General features: G+C 49.6%; 16 protein-coding genes. 13 read left to right on the top strand and 3 right to left on the bottom strand.

The window, feature by feature from the left end; translation table 11 throughout:
• The 11 genes from METFOR_RS04495 to METFOR_RS04435 all read left to right on the top strand — a co-directional run bounded on the left by METFOR_RS04495 (position 1) and on the right by METFOR_RS04435 (position 14,006).
• Entirely contained in the window at positions 1-1,146 is a 1,146-nt protein-coding gene (locus tag METFOR_RS04495; RefSeq protein WP_015284920.1) for an ABC transporter substrate-binding protein, read from the top strand.
• The gene (locus METFOR_RS04490) at positions 1,143-2,222 is read left to right on the top strand and encodes an ABC transporter substrate-binding protein (protein WP_015284919.1); all 1,080 of its coding nucleotides are present in this window, start codon (positions 1,143-1,145) and stop codon (positions 2,220-2,222) included. The genes METFOR_RS04495 and METFOR_RS04490 overlap by 4 nt, the downstream gene beginning before the upstream one ends.
• A gap of 109 nt (positions 2,223-2,331) precedes the next feature.
• Complete coding sequence (locus METFOR_RS04485) at positions 2,332-2,856, top strand: isochorismatase family cysteine hydrolase (protein WP_015284917.1); 525 nt, start codon at positions 2,332-2,334, stop codon at positions 2,854-2,856.
• 274 nt (positions 2,857-3,130) lie between these two features.
• Positions 3,131-4,201, top strand: coding sequence for a hypothetical protein (locus tag METFOR_RS04480; RefSeq protein WP_148277596.1), 1,071 nt, complete (start codon positions 3,131-3,133; stop codon positions 4,199-4,201).
• 1 nt (position 4,202) lies between these two features.
• On the top strand, positions 4,203-5,060 hold the full coding sequence (locus METFOR_RS15255) for a hypothetical protein (RefSeq protein ID WP_015284915.1): 858 nt from the start codon (positions 4,203-4,205) through the stop codon (positions 5,058-5,060).
• 143 nt (positions 5,061-5,203) lie between these two features.
• On the top strand, positions 5,204-5,623 hold the full coding sequence (locus METFOR_RS04470; protein ID WP_148277595.1) for a hypothetical protein: 420 nt from the start codon (positions 5,204-5,206) through the stop codon (positions 5,621-5,623).
• A 92-nt stretch (positions 5,624-5,715) separates the two neighbouring features.
• The gene (locus METFOR_RS15250; RefSeq protein ID WP_015284914.1) at positions 5,716-6,540 is read left to right on the top strand and encodes a hypothetical protein; all 825 of its coding nucleotides are present in this window, start codon (positions 5,716-5,718) and stop codon (positions 6,538-6,540) included.
• Between the two features lie 6 nt (positions 6,541-6,546).
• Positions 6,547-7,164, top strand: a complete 618-nt coding sequence (locus tag METFOR_RS04460; protein WP_048110810.1) for a hypothetical protein — start codon at positions 6,547-6,549, stop codon at positions 7,162-7,164.
• Between the two features lie 1,246 nt (positions 7,165-8,410).
• Entirely contained in the window at positions 8,411-12,220 is a 3,810-nt protein-coding gene (cobN, locus tag METFOR_RS04445; protein WP_015284910.1) for a cobaltochelatase subunit CobN, read from the top strand.
• A gap of 29 nt (positions 12,221-12,249) precedes the next feature.
• Positions 12,250-13,242, top strand: a complete 993-nt coding sequence (locus tag METFOR_RS04440; RefSeq protein WP_015284909.1) for a daunorubicin resistance protein DrrA family ABC transporter ATP-binding protein — start codon at positions 12,250-12,252, stop codon at positions 13,240-13,242.
• Positions 13,242-14,006, top strand: a complete 765-nt coding sequence (locus METFOR_RS04435; protein ID WP_015284908.1) for an ABC transporter permease — start codon at positions 13,242-13,244, stop codon at positions 14,004-14,006. The genes METFOR_RS04440 and METFOR_RS04435 overlap by 1 nt, the downstream gene beginning before the upstream one ends.
• 249 nt (positions 14,007-14,255) lie before the next feature.
• Here METFOR_RS04435 and METFOR_RS04430 read toward each other — a convergent pair whose 3' ends face one another.
• The 3 genes from METFOR_RS04430 to METFOR_RS04420 form a co-directional block, all read right to left on the bottom strand.
• A complete protein-coding gene (locus METFOR_RS04430; RefSeq protein ID WP_158491349.1) occupies positions 14,256-15,257 on the bottom strand; it encodes an ABC transporter substrate-binding protein in 1,002 nt (333 codons plus the stop codon).
• An 80-nt stretch (positions 15,258-15,337) separates the two neighbouring features.
• Positions 15,338-16,063 carry an ABC transporter permease gene (locus METFOR_RS04425; RefSeq protein ID WP_015284906.1) on the bottom strand — a complete coding sequence of 242 codons (726 nt, stop codon included), beginning with the start codon at positions 16,061-16,063 and terminating at the stop codon, positions 15,338-15,340.
• On the bottom strand, positions 16,060-17,016 hold the full coding sequence (locus METFOR_RS04420; protein ID WP_015284905.1) for a daunorubicin resistance protein DrrA family ABC transporter ATP-binding protein: 957 nt from the start codon (positions 17,014-17,016) through the stop codon (positions 16,060-16,062). Before METFOR_RS04420 ends, METFOR_RS04425 begins: the two co-directional genes overlap by 4 nt.
• A gap of 228 nt (positions 17,017-17,244) precedes the next feature.
• Between METFOR_RS04420 and METFOR_RS04415 the strand changes: the two genes are divergently transcribed.
• Both METFOR_RS04415 and METFOR_RS04410 read left to right on the top strand, forming a co-directional pair.
• A complete protein-coding gene (locus METFOR_RS04415) occupies positions 17,245-18,318 on the top strand; it encodes an ATP-binding protein (RefSeq protein ID WP_015284904.1) in 1,074 nt (357 codons plus the stop codon).
• A gap of 36 nt (positions 18,319-18,354) precedes the next feature.
• A complete protein-coding gene (locus METFOR_RS04410) occupies positions 18,355-20,304 on the top strand; it encodes a putative cobaltochelatase (RefSeq protein WP_015284903.1) in 1,950 nt (649 codons plus the stop codon).
• The last annotated feature ends 35 nt before the right edge of the window (positions 20,305-20,339 follow it).

The following is a 20,339-nucleotide window of genomic DNA, read 5'->3' as shown; positions in this document are numbered from 1 at the left end:
ATGACTTCATCATACATTCCCCGCGGGAAATGTATATTCCCCCATGTGATAATGATGGGCAGTATAATCCTGATTTGTCTAGTATGCGGGTGCATAACGGATTCAGAAAAATCTGGTGATACCGTTGTGGGGGCAGGAGGAAACACCTCCTTAACCGTAACCGACAGTCTGGGCTATACGGTGGATCTCACACATCCTGCAGAGCGAATTGTCTGCCAGAACAGTGGATCTGCGGAGATCCTTGCAAGCATAGGGGCAGGAGACCGGATCATCGGGCTCTCCAATACTACGATATCGCAAAAAAATTATCTCATTAACAAAACACCGAATGCACAGAATTATGGCGATACATATACCCCAAATATTGAAAGACTCATCACGCTCAAACCGGATCTGTTTATCGCATATAGTGATTCTACCATCAAACCGAGAAATCTCGACAAGATCCTCAACAATAATATGACCGTGGTCTACCAAACAGTATATGACATCCGAAATCTCCATAATGAAACAATATTTCTTGGAAAGATTTCAGGACATGAAGTGGATGCGGATCGGCTGAATGCATTCAATGATAAATATCTCTCATTAATTAAAGATCGGGTCAAGAATATCAGTCCCGCTGATAGTCCTAAAATTTATTCTGAACAGATCGTCGATTACATGGCCATCACCAACGGTAGTTCCGGAGATTATATCCTGAATCTGGTCCATGCCAGAAATGTAGCCGGATCCATCTATCAGCAGAATGCTGTCGTAAGTCCGGAATGGGTGATCGATCAGAACCCGGATATCATTATCCGGATGGTGTCCAGCGGGAATAATATGGCAACTATCAGAAATAACCTGCAAAACAGGCAGGGCTTTTCCCGAATAAACGCTGTAAAAAACCAGAGGATCTATTGTGTTTCAGGTACAATATTGTCCGGTCCTCGCGAAGTTATCGGGGCCCTGTATATTGCAAAGGCAATCTACCCTGACAGATTTGCCGATATTGATCCAGAAGCCATACTTCACGAATATGCTCAGGAGTTTTTACCGGACTCCGATACAGAAACCGCATTTTATCCGTCATTGTCCGGTGTATTGCAGTATCCCACAATCACTGTAGCACAGAAACCGACCGTACTGGAGAATAGCGTATGACTGAAAAAGAGAAATGGCATTTACCGATGGTTTTTCTCTGTGCTCTCGGGAGTTTGTTACTGCTATTTATCCTGATAACGGGTTGTTCATCATTATCTCCAACAGTTGCATCTACAACGACAGATACTACCAATTCCACAAATATTTCAGTTACGGATTACTATGGAAACACCATATCCCTGTCGCAGCCTGCCCGACGGATTATCTGTTTCAATGAGCAGGCAGCAGAGATATTAGCTGCTATTGGAGCAGGCGATCAAATAATTGGCGTTTCGCAATCGTTTGTAAATGAGAGTTTTATTATGAATCAAGCCCCGAATGCGGTAAGTGTCGGGAATTATTGGACACCAGATGTGGAGAAAATTATTACTCTTCATCCGGATCTGTTGATTTCAGCCGGTAAACCGGGATCTCCCCCGCAGTCCATCAATAAAGTTGTTGCAGCAAATATTACAGTTCTTTATCTCAACTGCTATAATATCCAGGATCTTGCAAATGATACCAGAAAACTTAGCAGGATAACCGGTCATGAAGAACGGGCAGAAAAATATGCACAGTTTTCAGAAAGATATCTCTCCCTTGTGAAAAGCAGGTTGGCAAATATTTCTGATAACCATCAGCCCGGGCCCAGAGTCTATTTTGAATCGTGGTATGATTATACGTTATCAACACCGGATACCTTTGTAAATGATTTACTCACAATCGTTCATGCCAGAAATATTGCAGAAAATATCACTCAGTCATCAGCAACAGTAAGTCCGGAATGGGTAATTAATCAGAATCCGGATGTCATTATAAAAATTGTTACATATGACATGAATCTGACTGCCGTCCATGAAGAGATCATGAACCGGCCGGGCCTGTCCGAAGTTCGTGCGGTTCAGGATAACAGGGTTTATGTTCTGCATTGGGATATGGTTGCAAGTCCCCGGGCAGCAGCTGGACTTGTTTACGTCGCCAAGGCATTGTATCCGGATCTTTTCCGTGATATCTCACCGAATGACATTCTCAACGAATATAAAATGGAATTCCTGAGAGAATATGATGCCAGGGATGCCTTTTATCCGAGATTATGAATCTGAATATTTTCATGACAATCCATGATTTCGCTGTCATCCGGGAGTTTATGGATACCGTATTACTCGCTAAACCAGCCATGCTGTAGTATGTTAAAGGGGGAACAGGATGAACGCCGCATTAATCGCCATTGATCTGCAAAATGGATGGTTGGAGATGTCCCCGGGATTAAAAAGATCCGTTGAAGAAAAGTTGTCCACGATGTGCGCGACCATCAAGGTATTCAGGAAGGCCGGAGCTCCGGTCATCTTCACGTATCATAATTATCGCAAAGAGGGTATAACTCCAGGGAACAGACAGTTTGACTTATTTCCCGAAGTAGAAGTACGTGAGTCCGATCTGAAAGTGGTAAAAACCTATCAGAATGCGTTCAATAAAACGAATCTGGCATTTCTCTTGAAAGAGCGTGGATGCGATACCGTGGTAATGATAGGCCTTAGTGCCACAAATTGCGTTTTGTCAACATATCTGGCAGCTTATGATCATGACTTGATTCCGTATCTGGTAAGGGGTGCTATCGCAGGACAGGATGAGACTTCTGTAATTACAGCCGAAAGATTGTGCGATACACTTAGTGTCAGAGCGGTCTCGCAATTGATTTGTCCGAAGGGAAGTGCGGGAACAATGCATTGATAGGATCCCGCGGTCCTGCGCCAATGGAAGTGTCACCGGGGCGTGCAGTACGATCTTCATCAGTGTAAAAAATTGCTTATTGTCCGTTCTCTCAAGTTCAAATACCCAAACTCCATGTTTGAATCTTAGAAATTGATCTCTCGCTTTAATGGTGGCACAATCATAAGAAGGGAGGTTGATGAGATTTTTTTTAATATTATTATGCAATAATTGCTACGAATATTAAAATGATCGTCATTTTATACCCCATTTATCTTAAAATAATATTAAAGAAATGAGTGATAGAATGGCCGATCTCTATGTCATCGCCTCAATTCCGAACCAGGGGAAAACCACAACCGCCATCCTTCTTGAAAAAATGTTGAAGAGCGAAGGTAAACGCGTTGCATGTCTGCAGGCTATCAAAGGGAAATACGATGTCCACCGGTACCTGTCTGATAACTGTAATCATTATTCCATCCCTCTTGAAGCCACGAAAAGCAGGGAACAGTTCGAGCAATGGCTCCCGGAGGGATATGATGCATTTACCTTGGAAATCACCTATGGAATACATGCAAGCGCTGCAGCTTATATCGACCTGTTCAGCAATATTAACGAGATAGTCGCGAATGAATTTTCGGCAGACTGGAAGCGTCATGTTGCTAATCACATGACAGAGATCAGGGACCGGTGCTGGGACTCACCAGAAATTACGAAAATCGATCCCATGTGGCACTGGAACCGGATCCACGCGAGGAATGTAATAAGAGTACTGACAAAAACATCCGGTCCGGTCGATGGTCCCTGTATTGATACAACAAAACAGTTTTACAACCCGGAGCGGTTAACAAGGGAAGAAGTCACTCCGCGAATGAAACTGCCAAAAGACCGGAAGAAACGTGTCATCGCAGTCGGATCGTTCCCTGCGGAGTACTGGGATATCTATCCAAATCTCAAGTGGTTCCGCTTTGATTTTGCAGGATTCATGGATGCGTTACGCAGGAAGCAATATGATCTGGCCGTAATCGGTGCTGCCGGATCGGATGCCATGAAACTGTCCATGCGTTCCGATCATGGTTCCGTTGTCTGCTACCAGCCGACAATGTATCTCGACATTCCCCGGCGCAAGGCAAACCCTTCGCTGCTGACAGATTTCCCCGCAATGCTCTCCCGGATCAAACACGCCCCGGTCGGGACTCCTCTCGTTGAGGATGGTGCCCTGTTCTCTGCGTATAACAACCGGTACTGGGTCTACGACTGGTATGACAGTAAAGAGCCGGTATGGAAAGATGGCAATATGGTGTTCTGTACCGGCTGGGTGCTCCCGCAGTATCTCATCCGTGACGGGTTCCTGGAGGTGAACTGATATGGGAAGCCCGCCGCCAAGTCTGCCAATCGTGCAATTATATCCCACCCATGCAAGTGTTGGAGTGGGTTCGAGTCAATCATCGGAATATACTGCTACGATTGATGGAGGTATACAAGCCACTTTAAGTTTTTACTATGACGGGAGTTTAGTTCAACAGACTTATGGAAATTCGGCGACCTATTCAACACCTGTTGCAGATAGCGCAGCTGCGGGAAATCATACTATTCGTGTAGTAGCAAGCAACGCAGGTGGGACAAGCGAAGCATTTTCGTACTGGCATGTTGTTCCCTGTTCCCCGTCAGGAGCTTATGTGGATTTCTCCATTGATCAAATTAAATGCTGTCCAAATAATAACTGGACGAGTGCAATGTGCCATCACAATGCGATTCTTCGTGTAGTCTGGGGTAATCTGGGCTCGGGATTGGCCGGTAAATTATCACAGTGCCAATGGAGAAGTCGTGATTTTTGCGCTTCCCAATCATTCACGCCCCCACAAGAGTACAATAAGAAAATTTATCTTGTCTCTATTGTAGGGAAAGATGCAAATGGTAATCTTTTGCAACATGATGTTGTCGCAGAAAACGAGGATGATTTAGAAAATTTCGAAGATTATCGATTCTTCCAGTATACGAATTCTGATATTCAGATAAATGAGAAAGATAACTATGATGAATTAATTCAAATGCCGAAAGGGTATAAAGACCCAGTAACTCATCAAGTTACGAAGACGGAAGTTAGTATAAGAGAATTGAACGATGTTTATGTTGATTGTGACACAAACTCAATTAAATATCGACCTGTTGATTATACCGAAATTGCCTCTTTTCTAATCGATGAAAACGGTGATGTCGAATGAGGAATGGTAGATACCGAATAGTCCTCCAGGGATGATGATAATTGAATATCAACGGTAAAAATTTAACAATATTTCTTGTAATTTCTATTGTAATTCTTGTAATTGCGTCTTTTTTTTCCTTGAGAATGCCACAATTCGAAAATATGGGGCAACCCGAAAAAACGTACACCTCGTTACCCATGAGCATCATGAAAGAAATAAATAACACTCAGTCTGATGAACGTTCTTTTTTCAGCAGCTGGGAAGCGAATGAAACAGGACAAACGGTGACTATATATCTGAATTGTAGTCCTCTGACACGCAAGAAACCGGATAAGGTTATTGATAATTGGACGATCAGATGGATTCAGGATCCTGAAATCTACAACAACACTGCAGTGGATGCATATGAAAACTACGTCAAACAGTGGGCAAATGAACACCCTCTCCAGCACGTAGGGTCATGGAGTCCCGATTCCTGTAAAAAAACGGTGTATGTTAAAGTAATCAATATCACTCCGGAAATTCTCGGTTCCGAGGTTATGATCGAAAGTTGGAGAATTGTCTTTGTACGGGCAACATGAAGAATACTCTGAAGATGGCAATATGGTGTTCTGTACCGGCTGGGTGCTCCCGCAGTATCTCATCCGTGACGGGTTCCTGGAGGTGAACTGAAATGGGAAGCCCGCCGCCGAGTCCGCCGAACGTTTCAATGAATTGTCCGGGATATGATCCTGTCGGAACCTCACGGACATTTACCGCAACCACAAACATCTCCTGCTCAATTGCAATTTATTTTAATAGCACCCTTGTGATCAGCGGTTCAGGAACCAGTTTATCTTACAATGCCGGGGCAGGAACCTTGGGGCACCACATTGTTGAAGCCCGTGCGTGGAATGAGGGGGGTTCAAATTCAGCAATTTGCGATTGGTATGTGTATGATCCGGACTCCTGCAATCCTCTGGGCCCCTTTATTACATTTGGTCCGAATGTGATGATTGGTCAATGGCGCCCGAATAGTGCAAGCGAATGGCAGAATGCTACGTGTACACAAAATGCTGCAATAAATTTTGCATATACCGGAAATAGCGGTCCATTCAGCGGCATATTAGCAAATTGCCAATGGAGACGGAATGAAACTTGTTCAGAGCAACCTTTTTTACCTGCTTCGCCGGCAAACAAGAATGTATTCGTCGTGGGAAGATGGACCCCGGATCTCCCTGATCCTTTAGCTGTTAACCATGACATGACCGCTGAATATCTTGGAGGACCGGGAGGATACACAAATTGGAGTAATTGGCGATTCTTTCAATACGGCGATCTCAACATCCAAAAAGGAGAATGGCCCGAACATTATCAGATGCCATATCCAATAAATGAGGGTTACTTCACGAGAGTTCAGATTAAAGAGGTTATTGGCTTTACTGATTGCATTCACTATCAGGATCGGATTGTTGTAACCTTCAGAATATTTCATAACGGAACTGTGGAACTTTGGTGAATTGTAATGGCAATAAAAAGATCAACGATAATCATCATTGCTATAGTGATTATTTTAATCGTTATTTGCAGCGGATTGTGGCTATTCAATGAAATGAATTCTAATAATACAGAGGGATTGAAAACTATGACTCAGTCATTACGCATTTACCCTGATACATGGGAAGAACGGAAAAATGTAACGAAAGATCTTCCGGATTCACTGAAAAATGAAATGGATGACATCATTCTTTTCGGAAAATTCGGGATTAGTAAATGGGGCGTAGATACAGCCAACCAGCAACTGATCATCTATGCCTATAATATCCAGGATAAAAAAGAAATTGATATGCTACAAAATAAAAAAATTGGAAACTGGACGATATATGTTATCCATGACTCAGAAATTGAGGATGAAATAAAAGAAGTATATGCTGAATTAAAACGGATAGAAAACAGTTCTGACTTGCATGTTGCAGGAGTTGAGATGATGCCCGCAGACAAGAAAATTATCATGCACGTTTCCACCTTAACACATGATAACGAGAAGCTTTCCAACACAACCCTCAAAGGATGGGGGGTTGAAGTTGTTTTAGCGGGGCGACTTAAACCAACAATTACAAATTCGACAAATCAATCGTATTAAAAATTTTCAGATACTTATGATGAACCATCTTGCAGTCATTGGCACATATCTTAACGTGGGCCTCAAACTGCTCGGTAAGCCTAAGAACCGCACGGTTGTCTGCTACCAGCCATCGGCCCTACTGGATATCCTACTGGATATAAATGAAGTAGACAGAATGAAATCTTTTTTTGGGAGACTACCCGTCATTAGTAGCCTGGATAAAGAATCCGTAAAATATTTCGATGTTTCTGAAGGAGAGCCCTATATCGGATATAACGACCATTATCTGGTCCGCTAGGAATATTCCGTGAAAGAGCCGGTCTGGAGAAACAGGAACATGGTTTTCTGTGATGGCTGGGTGCTCCCGCAGTATCTCATCCGCGACGGCTGGCGGGAGGTGAACTGAAATGGGAAGCCCGCCACCGAGTCCGCCGGTCGTACATTTATCCCCAACTCATGCAAGTGTGGGAGTAGGCTCGAATCAGTCTTCAGTTTTTACTGCCTTAATGGATGGGGGTATACAAGCCACATTGAGTTTTTACTATGATGGGGGTTTAGTTCAACAGACCTATGGACATTCTGCGAGTTATTCAACACCTGCTGCGGATAGTGCAACTGCAGGAAATCATACCATTCGTGTAATAGCAAGCAATGTAGGCGGGACAAGCGAGGCATTTGCATACTGGCATATTGTTCCATGTTCGCTGTCAGGAGCTTATGTGGATTTCTCTGTTGATCAAATTAGATGTTGTCCAAATAATGACTGGACGGATGCAATGTGCCATCACAATGCAATTCTTCGTGTGGTCTGGGGCAATCTGGGTTCAGGATTGGCCAACAAATTATCACAGTGTCAATGGAGAAGTCGTGATTTTTGTGAAGCTCAGTCATTTACGCCCCCGCATACATCTTCTCCCGTCCAGTAATCGGCAGCATGAGCAGGATAACAGCATAGAATCATTGCCAGACCTGCGATGATTGCCCAAGATGGTTGCATGAAGCCCAATCCGTGTCTGTATATTTTGAATTTCCAATATTAACAATAAATTTTATTTCCATAAGACTAAGTAGTCTTTTTTATTATATTGTTAACTCAGAGTATGAAGTTTCGTAACATTTTTAAGAATACATGCCGATGATCACAACATCAGATCTTCACTAGCTTTCACGCGATATTCAACCGGAAAATCTGCCGACATGGCCAGCAACCGGACCGGTTGAATGACCGGGAGAATCTGTTGGGGAAATTCATGGAGAGATCAGAATGAAAGTCACATCGATCATGATGGGAGCGTACGGGCCCACACTGAAGCGGGTTGCGGAAAAGGAGGGAATCGATCTCTCGTTCTTTTCCTCAACGGTACTGGGACAGTCCCAGGAAAAACTGGACAATGCACTGGAGGAGATGAAAAAATCGGATATTATTCTGATTCACCACAGTTCCGAACTGGTCTGGGACCAGATCGATAAGGAACTCAAGTCCATTGGTCAGAAAGTACCCGTTGTCAGCATCGGTGACCCCTCCTATTGGGCGCTGTCGACAGTCAAACCGGAGATCGTATCGGGGTGCCAGATTTACTTTACCTACGGAGGCGATGACAATCTCAAAAACCTCCTGAATTATCTGGGAAAGGAATTGCTCAACGCAGATGTTCCGGTGGATCCCCCGGCAAAACTCCCGTGGGATGGTATCTATCATCCGGATGCCGAAAAAATATTCTCCAACACCGAGGATTACCTGAAATGGTATGAACCCAAAAAACGGGATGCCCCGTGGGTCAGTGTCATCTTCCTGCGCTTCTGGTGGATTGCGGGGAACTTGGCAATCGAGGACGCGCTGATCCGCCAGCTGGAATCGGAGGGCATGAATGTTATTCCCATGTTCACGTACTGGGCACGGGACGAAGGCGTGGGAGCCCGGGGAATTGCCGAGGACATCAATCACTACCTCATGAAGAACGGGGTCTCTCGTGTCGATGCGATTATCAAGCTGGTACCCTATCTCCTGGGAGCCACGAAGACCGGGGAGTTTGAAAGCACAACGGCGATTATTTCCGGTATCGATCTTTTAAAAACCCTCAATATCCCAATTTTCCAGCCGGTCGTCTCCGGGTACCTGACGGTCGAGCAATGGAAGGAATCGAAGGGCCTGACTCACGACACCGGTCATGCGGTGGCAATGCCCGAATTCGATGGTGTTATCGAACCGATCTATATCGGGTCCAGCGGCAGTATCTCCGATGGAAACAACACCAAGGAATTCGTTGCGGACCGGATCAGGAAAGTGTCGCTTCGCGTCAGGAAATGGATCGCCCTTGCGAAAAAGCCGGTACATGAGAGAAAGGTGGCATTTATCCTGAACAACAGCCCCTGCGGAAACTCCGACGCGAACATCGGAGGCGGGGCCCATTTCGACTCCCTCGAGAGCGTGGCCCGGATCCTCCAGAGCATGAAAGCGGCGGGGTACAACGTCTCGGCCCCGGAATCCGGCAAGGAATTGATCCAGACAATTATTGACAAGCGGGCGAAGTCCGAGTTCCGCTGGACCACGATCGAGGATATCGTCTCTCATGGGGGCGCTCTGATGCAGATGGAGATGTCAACCTATCTCCCTTATTTCAGATCACTCCCGCCCGCCGTCCAGCAGAAAATGACTGAGACCTGGAACGAGCCGCCAGGCCTCGGCATGGTATATGACAACAAGATCCTGATCGTCGGGGTCTCATACGGCAACGCAACGGTTCACGTCCAGCCAAAACGCGGGTGTTACGGTGCACGGTGCGATGGAGAGGTCTGTAAAATCCTGCATGATCCGGATTGTCCCCCAACGCACCAGTACCTTGCCACCTATTACTGGATCGAACACATTCAGAAAGCTGATATTGTCATCCATGTCGGCACGCATGGCACGCTGGAGTTCCTGCCCGGCAAGGGGCTTGGCTTATCCGAAGAGTGCTACCCGGACATCGCAGCCGGCACAGTCCCGTACATCTATATTTACAATTCCGACAATCCCCCCGAAGGTACAATTGCCAAACGCCGGGCATATGCGGTTCTTTGCGATCATATGCAGACGGTTATGACTCAGGGGGGCCTGTACGAGGGCCTCGAGGAACTCGATAACCTTCTCAGCCAGTATGAAACGGCCAAGATCGATCCAGCCCGTGCCCATGCACTCCAGCACCTGATTATCGATGCGGTGACTGCAATTAACCTCGACAAGGACATGCATCTCACCCACGATCTCCCCCTCTCCGAAGTTGTGAGCCGTGCGCACGAGGCCTTATCGAAAATCCGGAATACCCAGATCCAGTCCGGGATGCATATCTTCGGCGAACTTCCCATAGGAGATAAACGTCTGGATTTCATCAATTCCATCATCCGGTTCGATACCGGCGATCCCTCTGCCCGCCGCACAATTGCCGAAGTGATGGGCTTTGACCTTACCGAGCTGTTGACAAACCAGAACAAGTATTCGGACGAGCACCAGGCATCGTACGGGGCACTGCTCGAACGGCTCGAAAGTACCTCAAAAAAATTCATCGACTCAGCTCTCTCGGATACTCCGGCATCATCGCAGGAAATATTCGGCAGACCGATTAGTCCCGCTCAAGCTAAAGCACTCGACCAGATCCGCGCAAGGATCCTCGATATCAACAAGAGAGTCGATGAATCCAGGGAGATTGAGTCACTGCTCAACGGACTTGCGGGCGGATATCTCTCTGCCGGACCTTCCGGCCAGATCTCCCGCGGACATGAGGAGGTTCTGCCTACCGGTCGGAATTTCTATTCGCTGGATCCGTACAAAGTGCCGACAAAACCTGCATGGAGAGTAGGAAAACGGCTTGCAGAATCCATCCTGGCAAAATACGAGAAAGAAGAGGGCAAGCTCCCGGAGAATATCGGGTTTTACTGGATGTGCACGGATGTAATGTCATCCGATGGGGAGATGTACGCGCAGTTGATGGCGCTGCTGGGGGTCGAACCGGTATGGCAGTCCAATGGGCAGGTACGGGCTTTTTCCATTATCCCTCTGGAAAAACTCGGCCGTCCCCGGATTGATGTCACTATCAGATCGTCAGGTATCCTGCGGGACAATTTCTCGAACTGTTATGAATTACTTGATGAAGCAATTCAGGCTGTGGCTGCGTTGGACGAACCTACGGAACAGAACTTCGTCCGGAAACATGCCCTTGAGAAAATGCAGGAGAAGGAGGGAACGTCCTGGAGAGATGCCACCCTCCGTATTTTTTCATCCCCGCCAGGCACGTACTCCAGCGGTGTGAACCTTGCAGTTCTCGCAAGTGCATGGAAGACCGAGGCAGATCTTGCCGATATCTTCGTGGTCTGGAACGGGTATGCGTACGGAAAAGATATCCAGGGAACGGCAGCCCACGAACACCTGGCGTCCAGCCTGTCAACCGTTGCAGTGACGTTCAACAGTGTCATCTCCGACGAATACGATCTCCTCGGGTGCTGTTGCTATTTCGGCACGCAGGGGGGGATGACGGCAGCAGCCCGTCATTATTCCGGAAAGGACGTGAAACCGTATTACGGAGACACGCGGGAACCGGAGAACGTAGAAGTACGCGACCTCTCTGACGAGATCCGCCGGGTGGTCAGGACAAAACTCCTCAATCCGAAATGGATCGAAGGCATGAAAGAACACGGGTATAAAGGTGCTGCCGATATCATGCGAAGGATCACGCATGTCTATGGCTGGGAGGCCTCGACCCAGGAAGTCGATGACTGGATCTTTGACGATATTGCCAATACTTTTGTGAACGATGACGAGATGCGGGAATTCTTCGAGGAAAACAACCCCTATGCACTCGAAGAGATAGCACGCAGGTTACTGGAAGCCGAACAGCGGGGATTATGGGATGCTGATGAGCAGACCCTGCAGGATCTCAGAAATAATTACCTGGAGATCGAGTCCTGGATGGAGGACCAAGTGACCGAAGGCGACCACCAGGGGGGGAATGTCGATATCTTCACCCATGAGGATGTGGGATCCTGGGGTGAGTCCATGCGGGACGTCCTCGCAAAAGTGAAAGCCAATCGCCCCCACTAATTCATTTTTCGGTATTACGGAGAGACCGTATGGACGCAATCGTTCTTGATAACCTGACACGCTCGTTTGGATCGCTGACCGCGGTCGATGCGGTATCCCTTACTGTGCAGGAAGGGGAACTGTTCGGCCTGCTGGGGCCCAATGGCGCGGGAAAAACGACAATTATCAACATCCTCACAACGCTGGACAAGCCCAGTCACGGAACTGCTACCATATCGGGACATAGTATTCATACCGATCCGGATAAAATCCGGAGAATGATCGGTATCGTTTTCCAGGATCCTTCCCTCGACATCGAACTGACCGGGCGGGAGAATCTCGATTTTCACGCCATGATGTACGATATGCCATCTGCCGAGAGAGAGCAGCGGATCAGGGAAGTCCTTGCACTGGTTGATCTGCAGGACAGGGCTGATCAGGTGGTCCGGGAGTACTCCGGGGGTATGCGGAGACGGCTGGAGATTGCACGGGGACTCATGCACCGTCCCCGTATCCTCTTCCTTGATGAACCGACCCTTGGTCTCGATGCGCAGACCCGGAGAAAAATATGGCATTACATCCGTGAATTAAACCACAGTCTCGGTATCACCCTGATACTTACGACACATTATCTGGAAGAGGCTGATTTCCTTTGCGACCGGATCGCCATCATCGATCATGGAAAGATCATTGCCCTCGACACTCCGGAGAACCTGAAGATAAAAGCCGGTGAAGATTTCGTGTGTATTGAATCGGACACAAAAAACATCGAGACAATCAAAACTCTCCTCAGGGAATACGGAGAGACAACAAGCATAAATTCGTGTGACCACGCGGTCACGATATCCATGACTCACGCGGAAAAAAAGATCCCGTCGATTCTGGGACACATTTTCTCAAAGGGGATCTCCGTATCTTCAGTGACCGTCACGAAACCCAGTCTTGAGGAGGCATTTCTTGCCTATACCGGCTCTGCTATCCGGGACCAGAAAGGCTCTTCCCGAGACCAAGTTCGTGCCTATATTCGGAGGAATACACGATAATGATCGAAGCAAAAGCGGTATACGTTCTCTGGCTGCGTGAAATGATCAAATTCTCACGAACCAAGTTCAGGATTATAAATGCGATTGCGATGCCGATTTTTATTCTGATCTTTATGGGATTGGGATTCCGTCAGATAAATATTCCGGGTGTACCCTCATCCATAGGATATTTCCAGTATTTTGTCCCAGGGATCATTGGGATGACGTTGTTGTTCACTGCATCCATGGTTGGATTATCTGTTTTGTCCGACCGGCAGTTCGGTTTTTTAAAAGAGATCATGGTGACACCGGCCAGCCGGGTTTCTATCATGCTTGGCCGGACACTGGGAGGAGCGACCACTTCATTGTTTCAATCGATCATTATCATCATACTTGCAGTCCTGATGAGTTTTCAGGTGACGGGATTGTTCCAGCTGGCCGCATCCTTGGTTATTATGCTGCTGATATCCATAATATTCATCAGCATGGGACTGATCCTGGCATCCCGGTTGCGGGATGTCCATGATTATTACAATATTACGAACTTTCTGTTATTCCCGGTATTCCTCCTCTCAGGGGCCATGTTCCCGATTGAAAACCTTCCTGCCGGAATAACTTTTTTTTCACTGTTTAATCCGCTGACGTACGGGGTGGATGCCCTGCGGGGACTCCTCATAGGCATGTCGGCATTTCCGGTTCTCACGGATTGCCTTGTTCTCATGGCTACTGCAACCGGGATGCTCTTTCTTGGTGCATATGCGTTTAAAACTGGCCAAACGATATAATGGATCGCCGATGAACCGGAAGTATATTTATTGAGACCAGAGTGCGGCCTGTGGTAATATCGAGTGATTTCTTTTTCGGCCGCTGCCGGTTTTCAATATCTTCTGACTGCGTTGATGATTACGGTAGCAAAACATAAGCAAATGCTGCTTCAATTATTACCGTCTTTCAAGCTCCAGAAGGATCATGTATCAAACCACAGACAGTACTATACATTGCGAGAACTTCATCGGGCAGAACTCAGGCACTGGTCATGGATAGACCATCCCGGTCCGGTTCGTACCGGAGACATAGCGCAGAGCGTACTCATCCAGCATCGCACGCGGGTGCAGCTCACGGAAATCGTCCGGGTGGAGAAGCTGCGCCGTGTATACGAGCCCGATGTACGCCCGCGGGCCGTACTGGACATCGTTTGCAAAGAGATAGACCCGGTCGTTCTTCACGGCCGGAATCGTATCCCACCCGGTCCGGTTTACGAGCGCTGCATGGATCTCCGGGAATGGTTTTGAGTTGCCGGAAGAGATCACCTTGAAGATGTACGTGGGCTGGCGTGCAACCACCCATTCGGTACTGATTTTCATGGATGACGCGGCCACGTCCTCAGCAATGTTCTTCCCCCCGGCAAGCGAAAGAAGCTCATCCGAGCCGGACCCCGGGCCAGCTGCCATATAATCCGTATACGACTCCGAGTACACGGCCGGGTACGAATTCTCCGGGATCGTTTTGACCTTGGCGGTCACATCCGCCACCGTATCCTCAACGAGCCGGGCGTACACTTCTGCCTCATTCTTGTGCCCGGTCAGCGTCCCAAGGGCACGGGCATCGTGCGCAAGCGTCGGGAGTCGGAAGCAGTCAAGATACACCAGCGTGATATTTGCCGCGGCGAGCTGGTCTGTATTCTTGGGTTTCGAGCTCGCGTACGCGATCACCACGTCCGGGTGGAGGGCCAGGATCTTCTCGACATTGGGGATCTGCCAGTCCCCGATGTTCTCCGCTTGAGGGATCTTCTCCATGATATACGAAACATTGGTCGTGGACTGGGTGACACCCAGAATCTTATCCCCGGCCCCGATCGCGATCATCATTTCGGCGGCATTGCTGTTGGTAACGATGATCCGCTCAGGGTGACATGGAAGGGTTATCTCTGTACCGTCCGTCTGGGTGATCGTGACAGGCGTGCAGGCCCCGGTGATCTGGCTTGAAACGCCAACAGCAACCGGCTCCACCGATGGAGAAGGGCTTGTCGGCTGCACCTTTTCTGGTCCAGTACATCCTGCCGCCAGAATAAGAAATACGACACTTATCAAGGCAAAGAGGGTCGAACGAGTTACGCTCATATCGTCACTCTCCGGAAGACCTGCACGCAGGCTGCAAGAAGGATGGCTGTCAGAACGAAGAGAATCAGAATGGGAATCACAGGGAATCCGCCCGCAGTCACATCCCGCACTGCATCGATAGCATAACTGAGCGGGTTGAGATGGGCGATGGTTGCAAGCCACGCCGGCATCACATTGTAGGGCATCAGGGCACTTGACGTGAAAAAGAGTGGCATCGAGATCATCGTGTTGAAGGCTGAATATGAATCGTGATCTTCGAGGTATAATGCAATAGTTGTTGCAAATGCCGAGATCATGACACCGAAAAGGAAGAGGATGAAGTACGTGAGGCAGTATTGAACGGGATTCATCAGGGTTGCTCCGATGAGAAACGCTATGGCGAGAATGATGGTTGCCTGGATCAGTCCTCGGCCAGTGATGAAGAGGATCTTACCGACAAGGATGCTGCTCCGGGGGGTCGGGAGGGCAAGGAACTTATTGAGGAAACCGAGGATCTTGTCAAACATCAGGAGCGCCCCCCCGGAGAGCCCTGCCGAGAGCATGGTCATGACAAGGATCCCCGGCACGATGAAATCGAGATAATTCCCGGTAAACTTCACCGGCAGGGCCAGCCCTACAAAAACAAGCCAGGCAGCCGGCATGATCAGCGCAGATATGACGGCAACTTTCCCCCGGCCCCATTTGACAAAATCGCGTTTCATATAGGTGACAGTGCCGTTCATTTTCTCCTCCGCAGCATTATCCTGAACTTGTTATAGTCAAAACCGTGGGACTCTTCCTGCTGCCCGACAGCCTGAATAAATACGTCATCGAGCGTAGGTTCCCGCAACGACATCGATCGGACGACCCCCCCGGATTTTCCAAGAGCATCTGCAAGAGCTGGGAGCGCTTCCTGCCCATTCTCGGCGGTGAAGGAGACCTCGTCATTATTGCTGCCGAGATAAACAATCCCCTCCAGCTCCGGGGGAACAAATGTCCCTTCGACTTTGGCAGTGATGACATCCTTCATCAGCCGTGCCTTGAGTTCCTTAGGCGCACCAAGGGCAGCGATCCGGCCTTTACTGATGATGCCGACCCGGTCGCAGAATTGGTCCGCCTCGTCCATATAATGCGTGGTGACGAAGATTGTCATCCCTTTCTTTCGCAGAGTCTGGATATGCTCCCAGATCTTCTTCCGGGCGGCAACATCGAGCCCTATAGTGGGCTCGTCAAGGAACAGGACCTTGGGTTCATGGACAAGCGCCTGGGCAAGCTCCAGCCTCCGCCGCATCCCCCCGGAATATGTCCTGATGAGATCGTCTGCCCGGTCAGTCAGCTCCATGACAGCAAGAACTTCGTCAACACGGTTTCCTGCATCCGGGACGCCGTACAAATCGGCAAAGAACCGGACATTTTCCCGCCCGGTCAGTTTGATATCAACGGCCATATCCTGCGGAACATAACTAAGGGATTTCCGCACCTGCTCACCTTCCTTCAGGATATCGAACCCGCAGACCTCTGCCCGTCCTTCGCTGGGGCCAAGCAGCGTCGTCAGCATCAGCACAGTCGTTGTTTTACCGGAACCGTTTGGCCCGAGGAGCGCGAAGATCTCATTGTTCACGGACAACGTAAGGTGATCCACAGCACAGAGATCGCCATAATATTTTGTCAGGTTATATGTCTCAATTAAGTTCAATTTGATTTACACCCCTGTCAAGCGCCGGTTTAAAATTTCACCTTCATTGATGGTGAGATCTTTTCTCTCCCGATGTTAAAATTATATTTATTCGTTAGATTGAGTACTATGAAAACAAAATAGGTAACACTAAATGCTAAAATATCTTTAATTGATCTAACAGATAATGCGTATCAGAAATTTTTAGTATAAATGTCCTGACACTACGCCAGATTACGGAGCCCCCATATGCACCACTTCAACGACATCTACCCGTTCACCGCCATCGTCGGCCAGGAACAGATGAAGAAAGCCCTCCTTCTCAATGCGATCAATCCCCGTATCGGGGGCGTCCTCATCAAGGGAGAGAAGGGGACGGCAAAATCCACGGCAGCCCGGGCCCTTGCCCGCCTCCTCCCGGACCGGCAGGTTGTTGACGGGTGCATCTTCGGGTGTGACCCTGCGGACTCGAAAGGACTCTGCCTTGACTGTCAGGCGCATGCCGGGAACCTGAAGGTCACGAAAGCTCCTATGCGGGTTGTTGAACTCCCTATCAGTGCCACGGAAGACAAGGTCGTGGGAAGCCTGGATATCGAACACGCACTGAAGAAAGGCGAGAAGAAGTTCGAGCCCGGTATCCTTGCCCAGGCGCACCGGAACATCCTGTACGTGGATGAAGTCAATCTCCTGAACGACCATATCGTCGATGTCCTGCTGGATGCCGCGGCCATGGGAATGAACTTCATCGAGCGCGAAGGAGTATCCTACGTCCACCCGGCCGCGTTCATCCTGATCGGGACGATGAACCCGGAGGAGGGAGAACTCCGGCCCCAGCTCCTCGACAGGTTCGGGCTTTGCGTGGATATCGAAGGGATCCACGATGCAGAGACACGCGTTGAAGTGATTCGCAGGAGACAGAAATACGAGGATACACCGGATGAATTCTCCCGCATATATGAATCGCAGGAACAGGAAATGCGGGAAAAAATTGTCCGGGCACAGGCACTGCTCCCGCAGGTTTCTGTATCCGATGACATGCTGAAGATGATCGCCCAGATCTGTATCGACATGGCCGTGGACGGTCACCGTGCCGACATTACGATGATGAAGACCGCGGCAACCATTGCAGCATATAACGGCAGGAACGCCGTGATTGATGAAGATATCCGGGAAGCGGCAGCACTGGTGCTCTCTCACCGCATGCGCCGGAGGCCGTTCTCAGAACAGAAGATGGATACGGGAAAGATGGAGCAATCCATCCAGAAGACCCAGGGGCAGAAAGCCGGCGTCGCAGCCGCACAGCAGCACACCCACCGGCACTGAGCGACGGTCTCGCAATTCAACCAGCAAGGTACACGAATGCACCATTTCGACGATATATACCCGTTCTCCGCCATCGTCGGCCAGGAGCAGATGAAGAAGGCGCTGCTCCTGAATGCAATCAACCCCCGTATCGGGGGAGTCCTGATCAAGGGAGAGAAGGGGACCGCAAAATCCACGGCAGCCCGGGCCCTTGCCCGCCTCCTCCCGGATAAGCAGGTGGTTGATGGGTGTACTTGCGGGTGTGATCCATCAGATTCCAAAAGACTTTGTCCTGAATGCTGGGAACGCGTATCCACACTCACGGTGAAGACCACCCGCATGAAAGTTATCGAACTTCCGATCAGCGCCACCGAAGATAAAGTGGTCGGCAGTCTGGATATCGAGTATGCCCTCAAGAAAGGTGAGCGGAAGTTCGAGCCCGGCGTACTGGCGAAAGCACACCGGAACATCCTGTACGTGGATGAAGTGAACCTCCTCAACGATCATATCGTGGACGTCCTCCTCGACGCTGCTGCAATGGGGATGAACATTATCGAGCGCGAAGGAGTCTCCTATGTCCATCCCTCGGAATTCATCCTGATCGGAACGATGAACCCGGAAGAGGGCGAACTCCGGCCCCAGCTCCTCGACCGTTTCGGGCTCTGCGTGGATATCGTCGGGATTGATGATGCCGATACGCGGGTTGAGGTCGTGCGCCGGAGACAGGCGTACGAACAGGCTCCTGGCACATTCATCGAATCATGGCAGGAGGAAGAACAGGGTCTGAGAGAGCGCATTGTACGAGCAAAAGAACTGCTGCCGGAGGTCTCTGTATCCGAAGAGATGCTCGCCATGATCGCACAGATCTGCATCGACATGGCAGTCGACGGCCACCGGGCAGATATCGTGATGCTGAAGACCGCCGCAACCATCGCGGCATTCAACGGCAGAAAAGAAGTAACGGAAGAGGATGTCCGCGAGGCAGCCGAACTCGTCCTCTCCCACCGCATGCGCAGGCAGCCATTCTCCGACCAGCAGATGGACAAGGAGAAGGTGGAGCAGTCCATAGAGAAGTCCCAACAGGAAAAGAAGCAGCCCGAACAGCAGCAGCAGAACCCCGAGAACCAGAAGCCAAAGGAGAACACGACACCGGACGGATCGACGACAACACAGTTCGCCGAAGGGCAGCCGTTCAAAGTCAACCAGAAGCCGCTGGCCACGCCGCGGCGGATCGATTCATTCAAGCGGGATGGGAGCGGCAGGAGGAGCGTGACCGAGTCCCGGGATGGGAAATATGTCCGGAGCCGGATTCCCGAGACCATAGGACCGGACATTGCGCTGGACGCCACGATCCGGGCGGCAGCCCCCCACCAGAAAGACAGGAAAGGGCCGCTTGCAGTTAAAATCGAATCCTCGGATTTGAGGGAAAAAGTCCGCGAACGGAAGATGGGGAACACCGTCCTCTTCGTCGTCGATGCCAGTGGGAGCATGGGCGCCCAGCAGCGGATGACTGCGGTCAAGGGTGCCATCCTCTCGCTCCTCATCGATGCCTACCAGAAACGCGACCGCGTCGGCCTTGTGGTATTCCGGGGAAAGACCGCTGAAGTCCTCCTTCCCCCGACATCCAGCGTGGAGCTGGCCCGGAAGTATATGCAGCAGCTCCCGGTCGGGGGAAAGACCCCGCTCGCCCACGGGCTCTCGAAAGCCTTCGAAGTGCTCCAGCGCGAGAAGATGATCAACCGGCACACCATTCCCCGGCTTATCCTCATCTCTGACGGGAAGGCGAACGTGAGCCGGGGATCCGGTTCGCCGCTGGACGATGCAAACGAGGTTGCTGCCCGCATAAAGGATGCAGGGATCTCCTCGCTCGTCATCGATTCGGAGAAGGGGTATATCGCCTTCGGGCTCGCGCAGACCCTGTCGCAGGAGATGGGGGCAAAATACCTGAAACTGGAAGACCTGCAGGCAGACCAGATCGCCGATGTGGTGAAAGGAATAGGGATGTAAATGTGCAGGGCCCCCGGCATCCCTGAAAGAAAGAA

The sequence above is a fragment of the Methanoregula formicica SMSP genome (assembly GCF_000327485.1).
Lineage (GTDB): Archaea > Halobacteriota > Methanomicrobia > Methanomicrobiales > Methanospirillaceae > Methanoregula > Methanoregula formicica.
The sequence above is the reverse complement of the archived record's forward strand: the minus strand, read 5'-3'. Positions and strand labels throughout refer to the sequence as shown.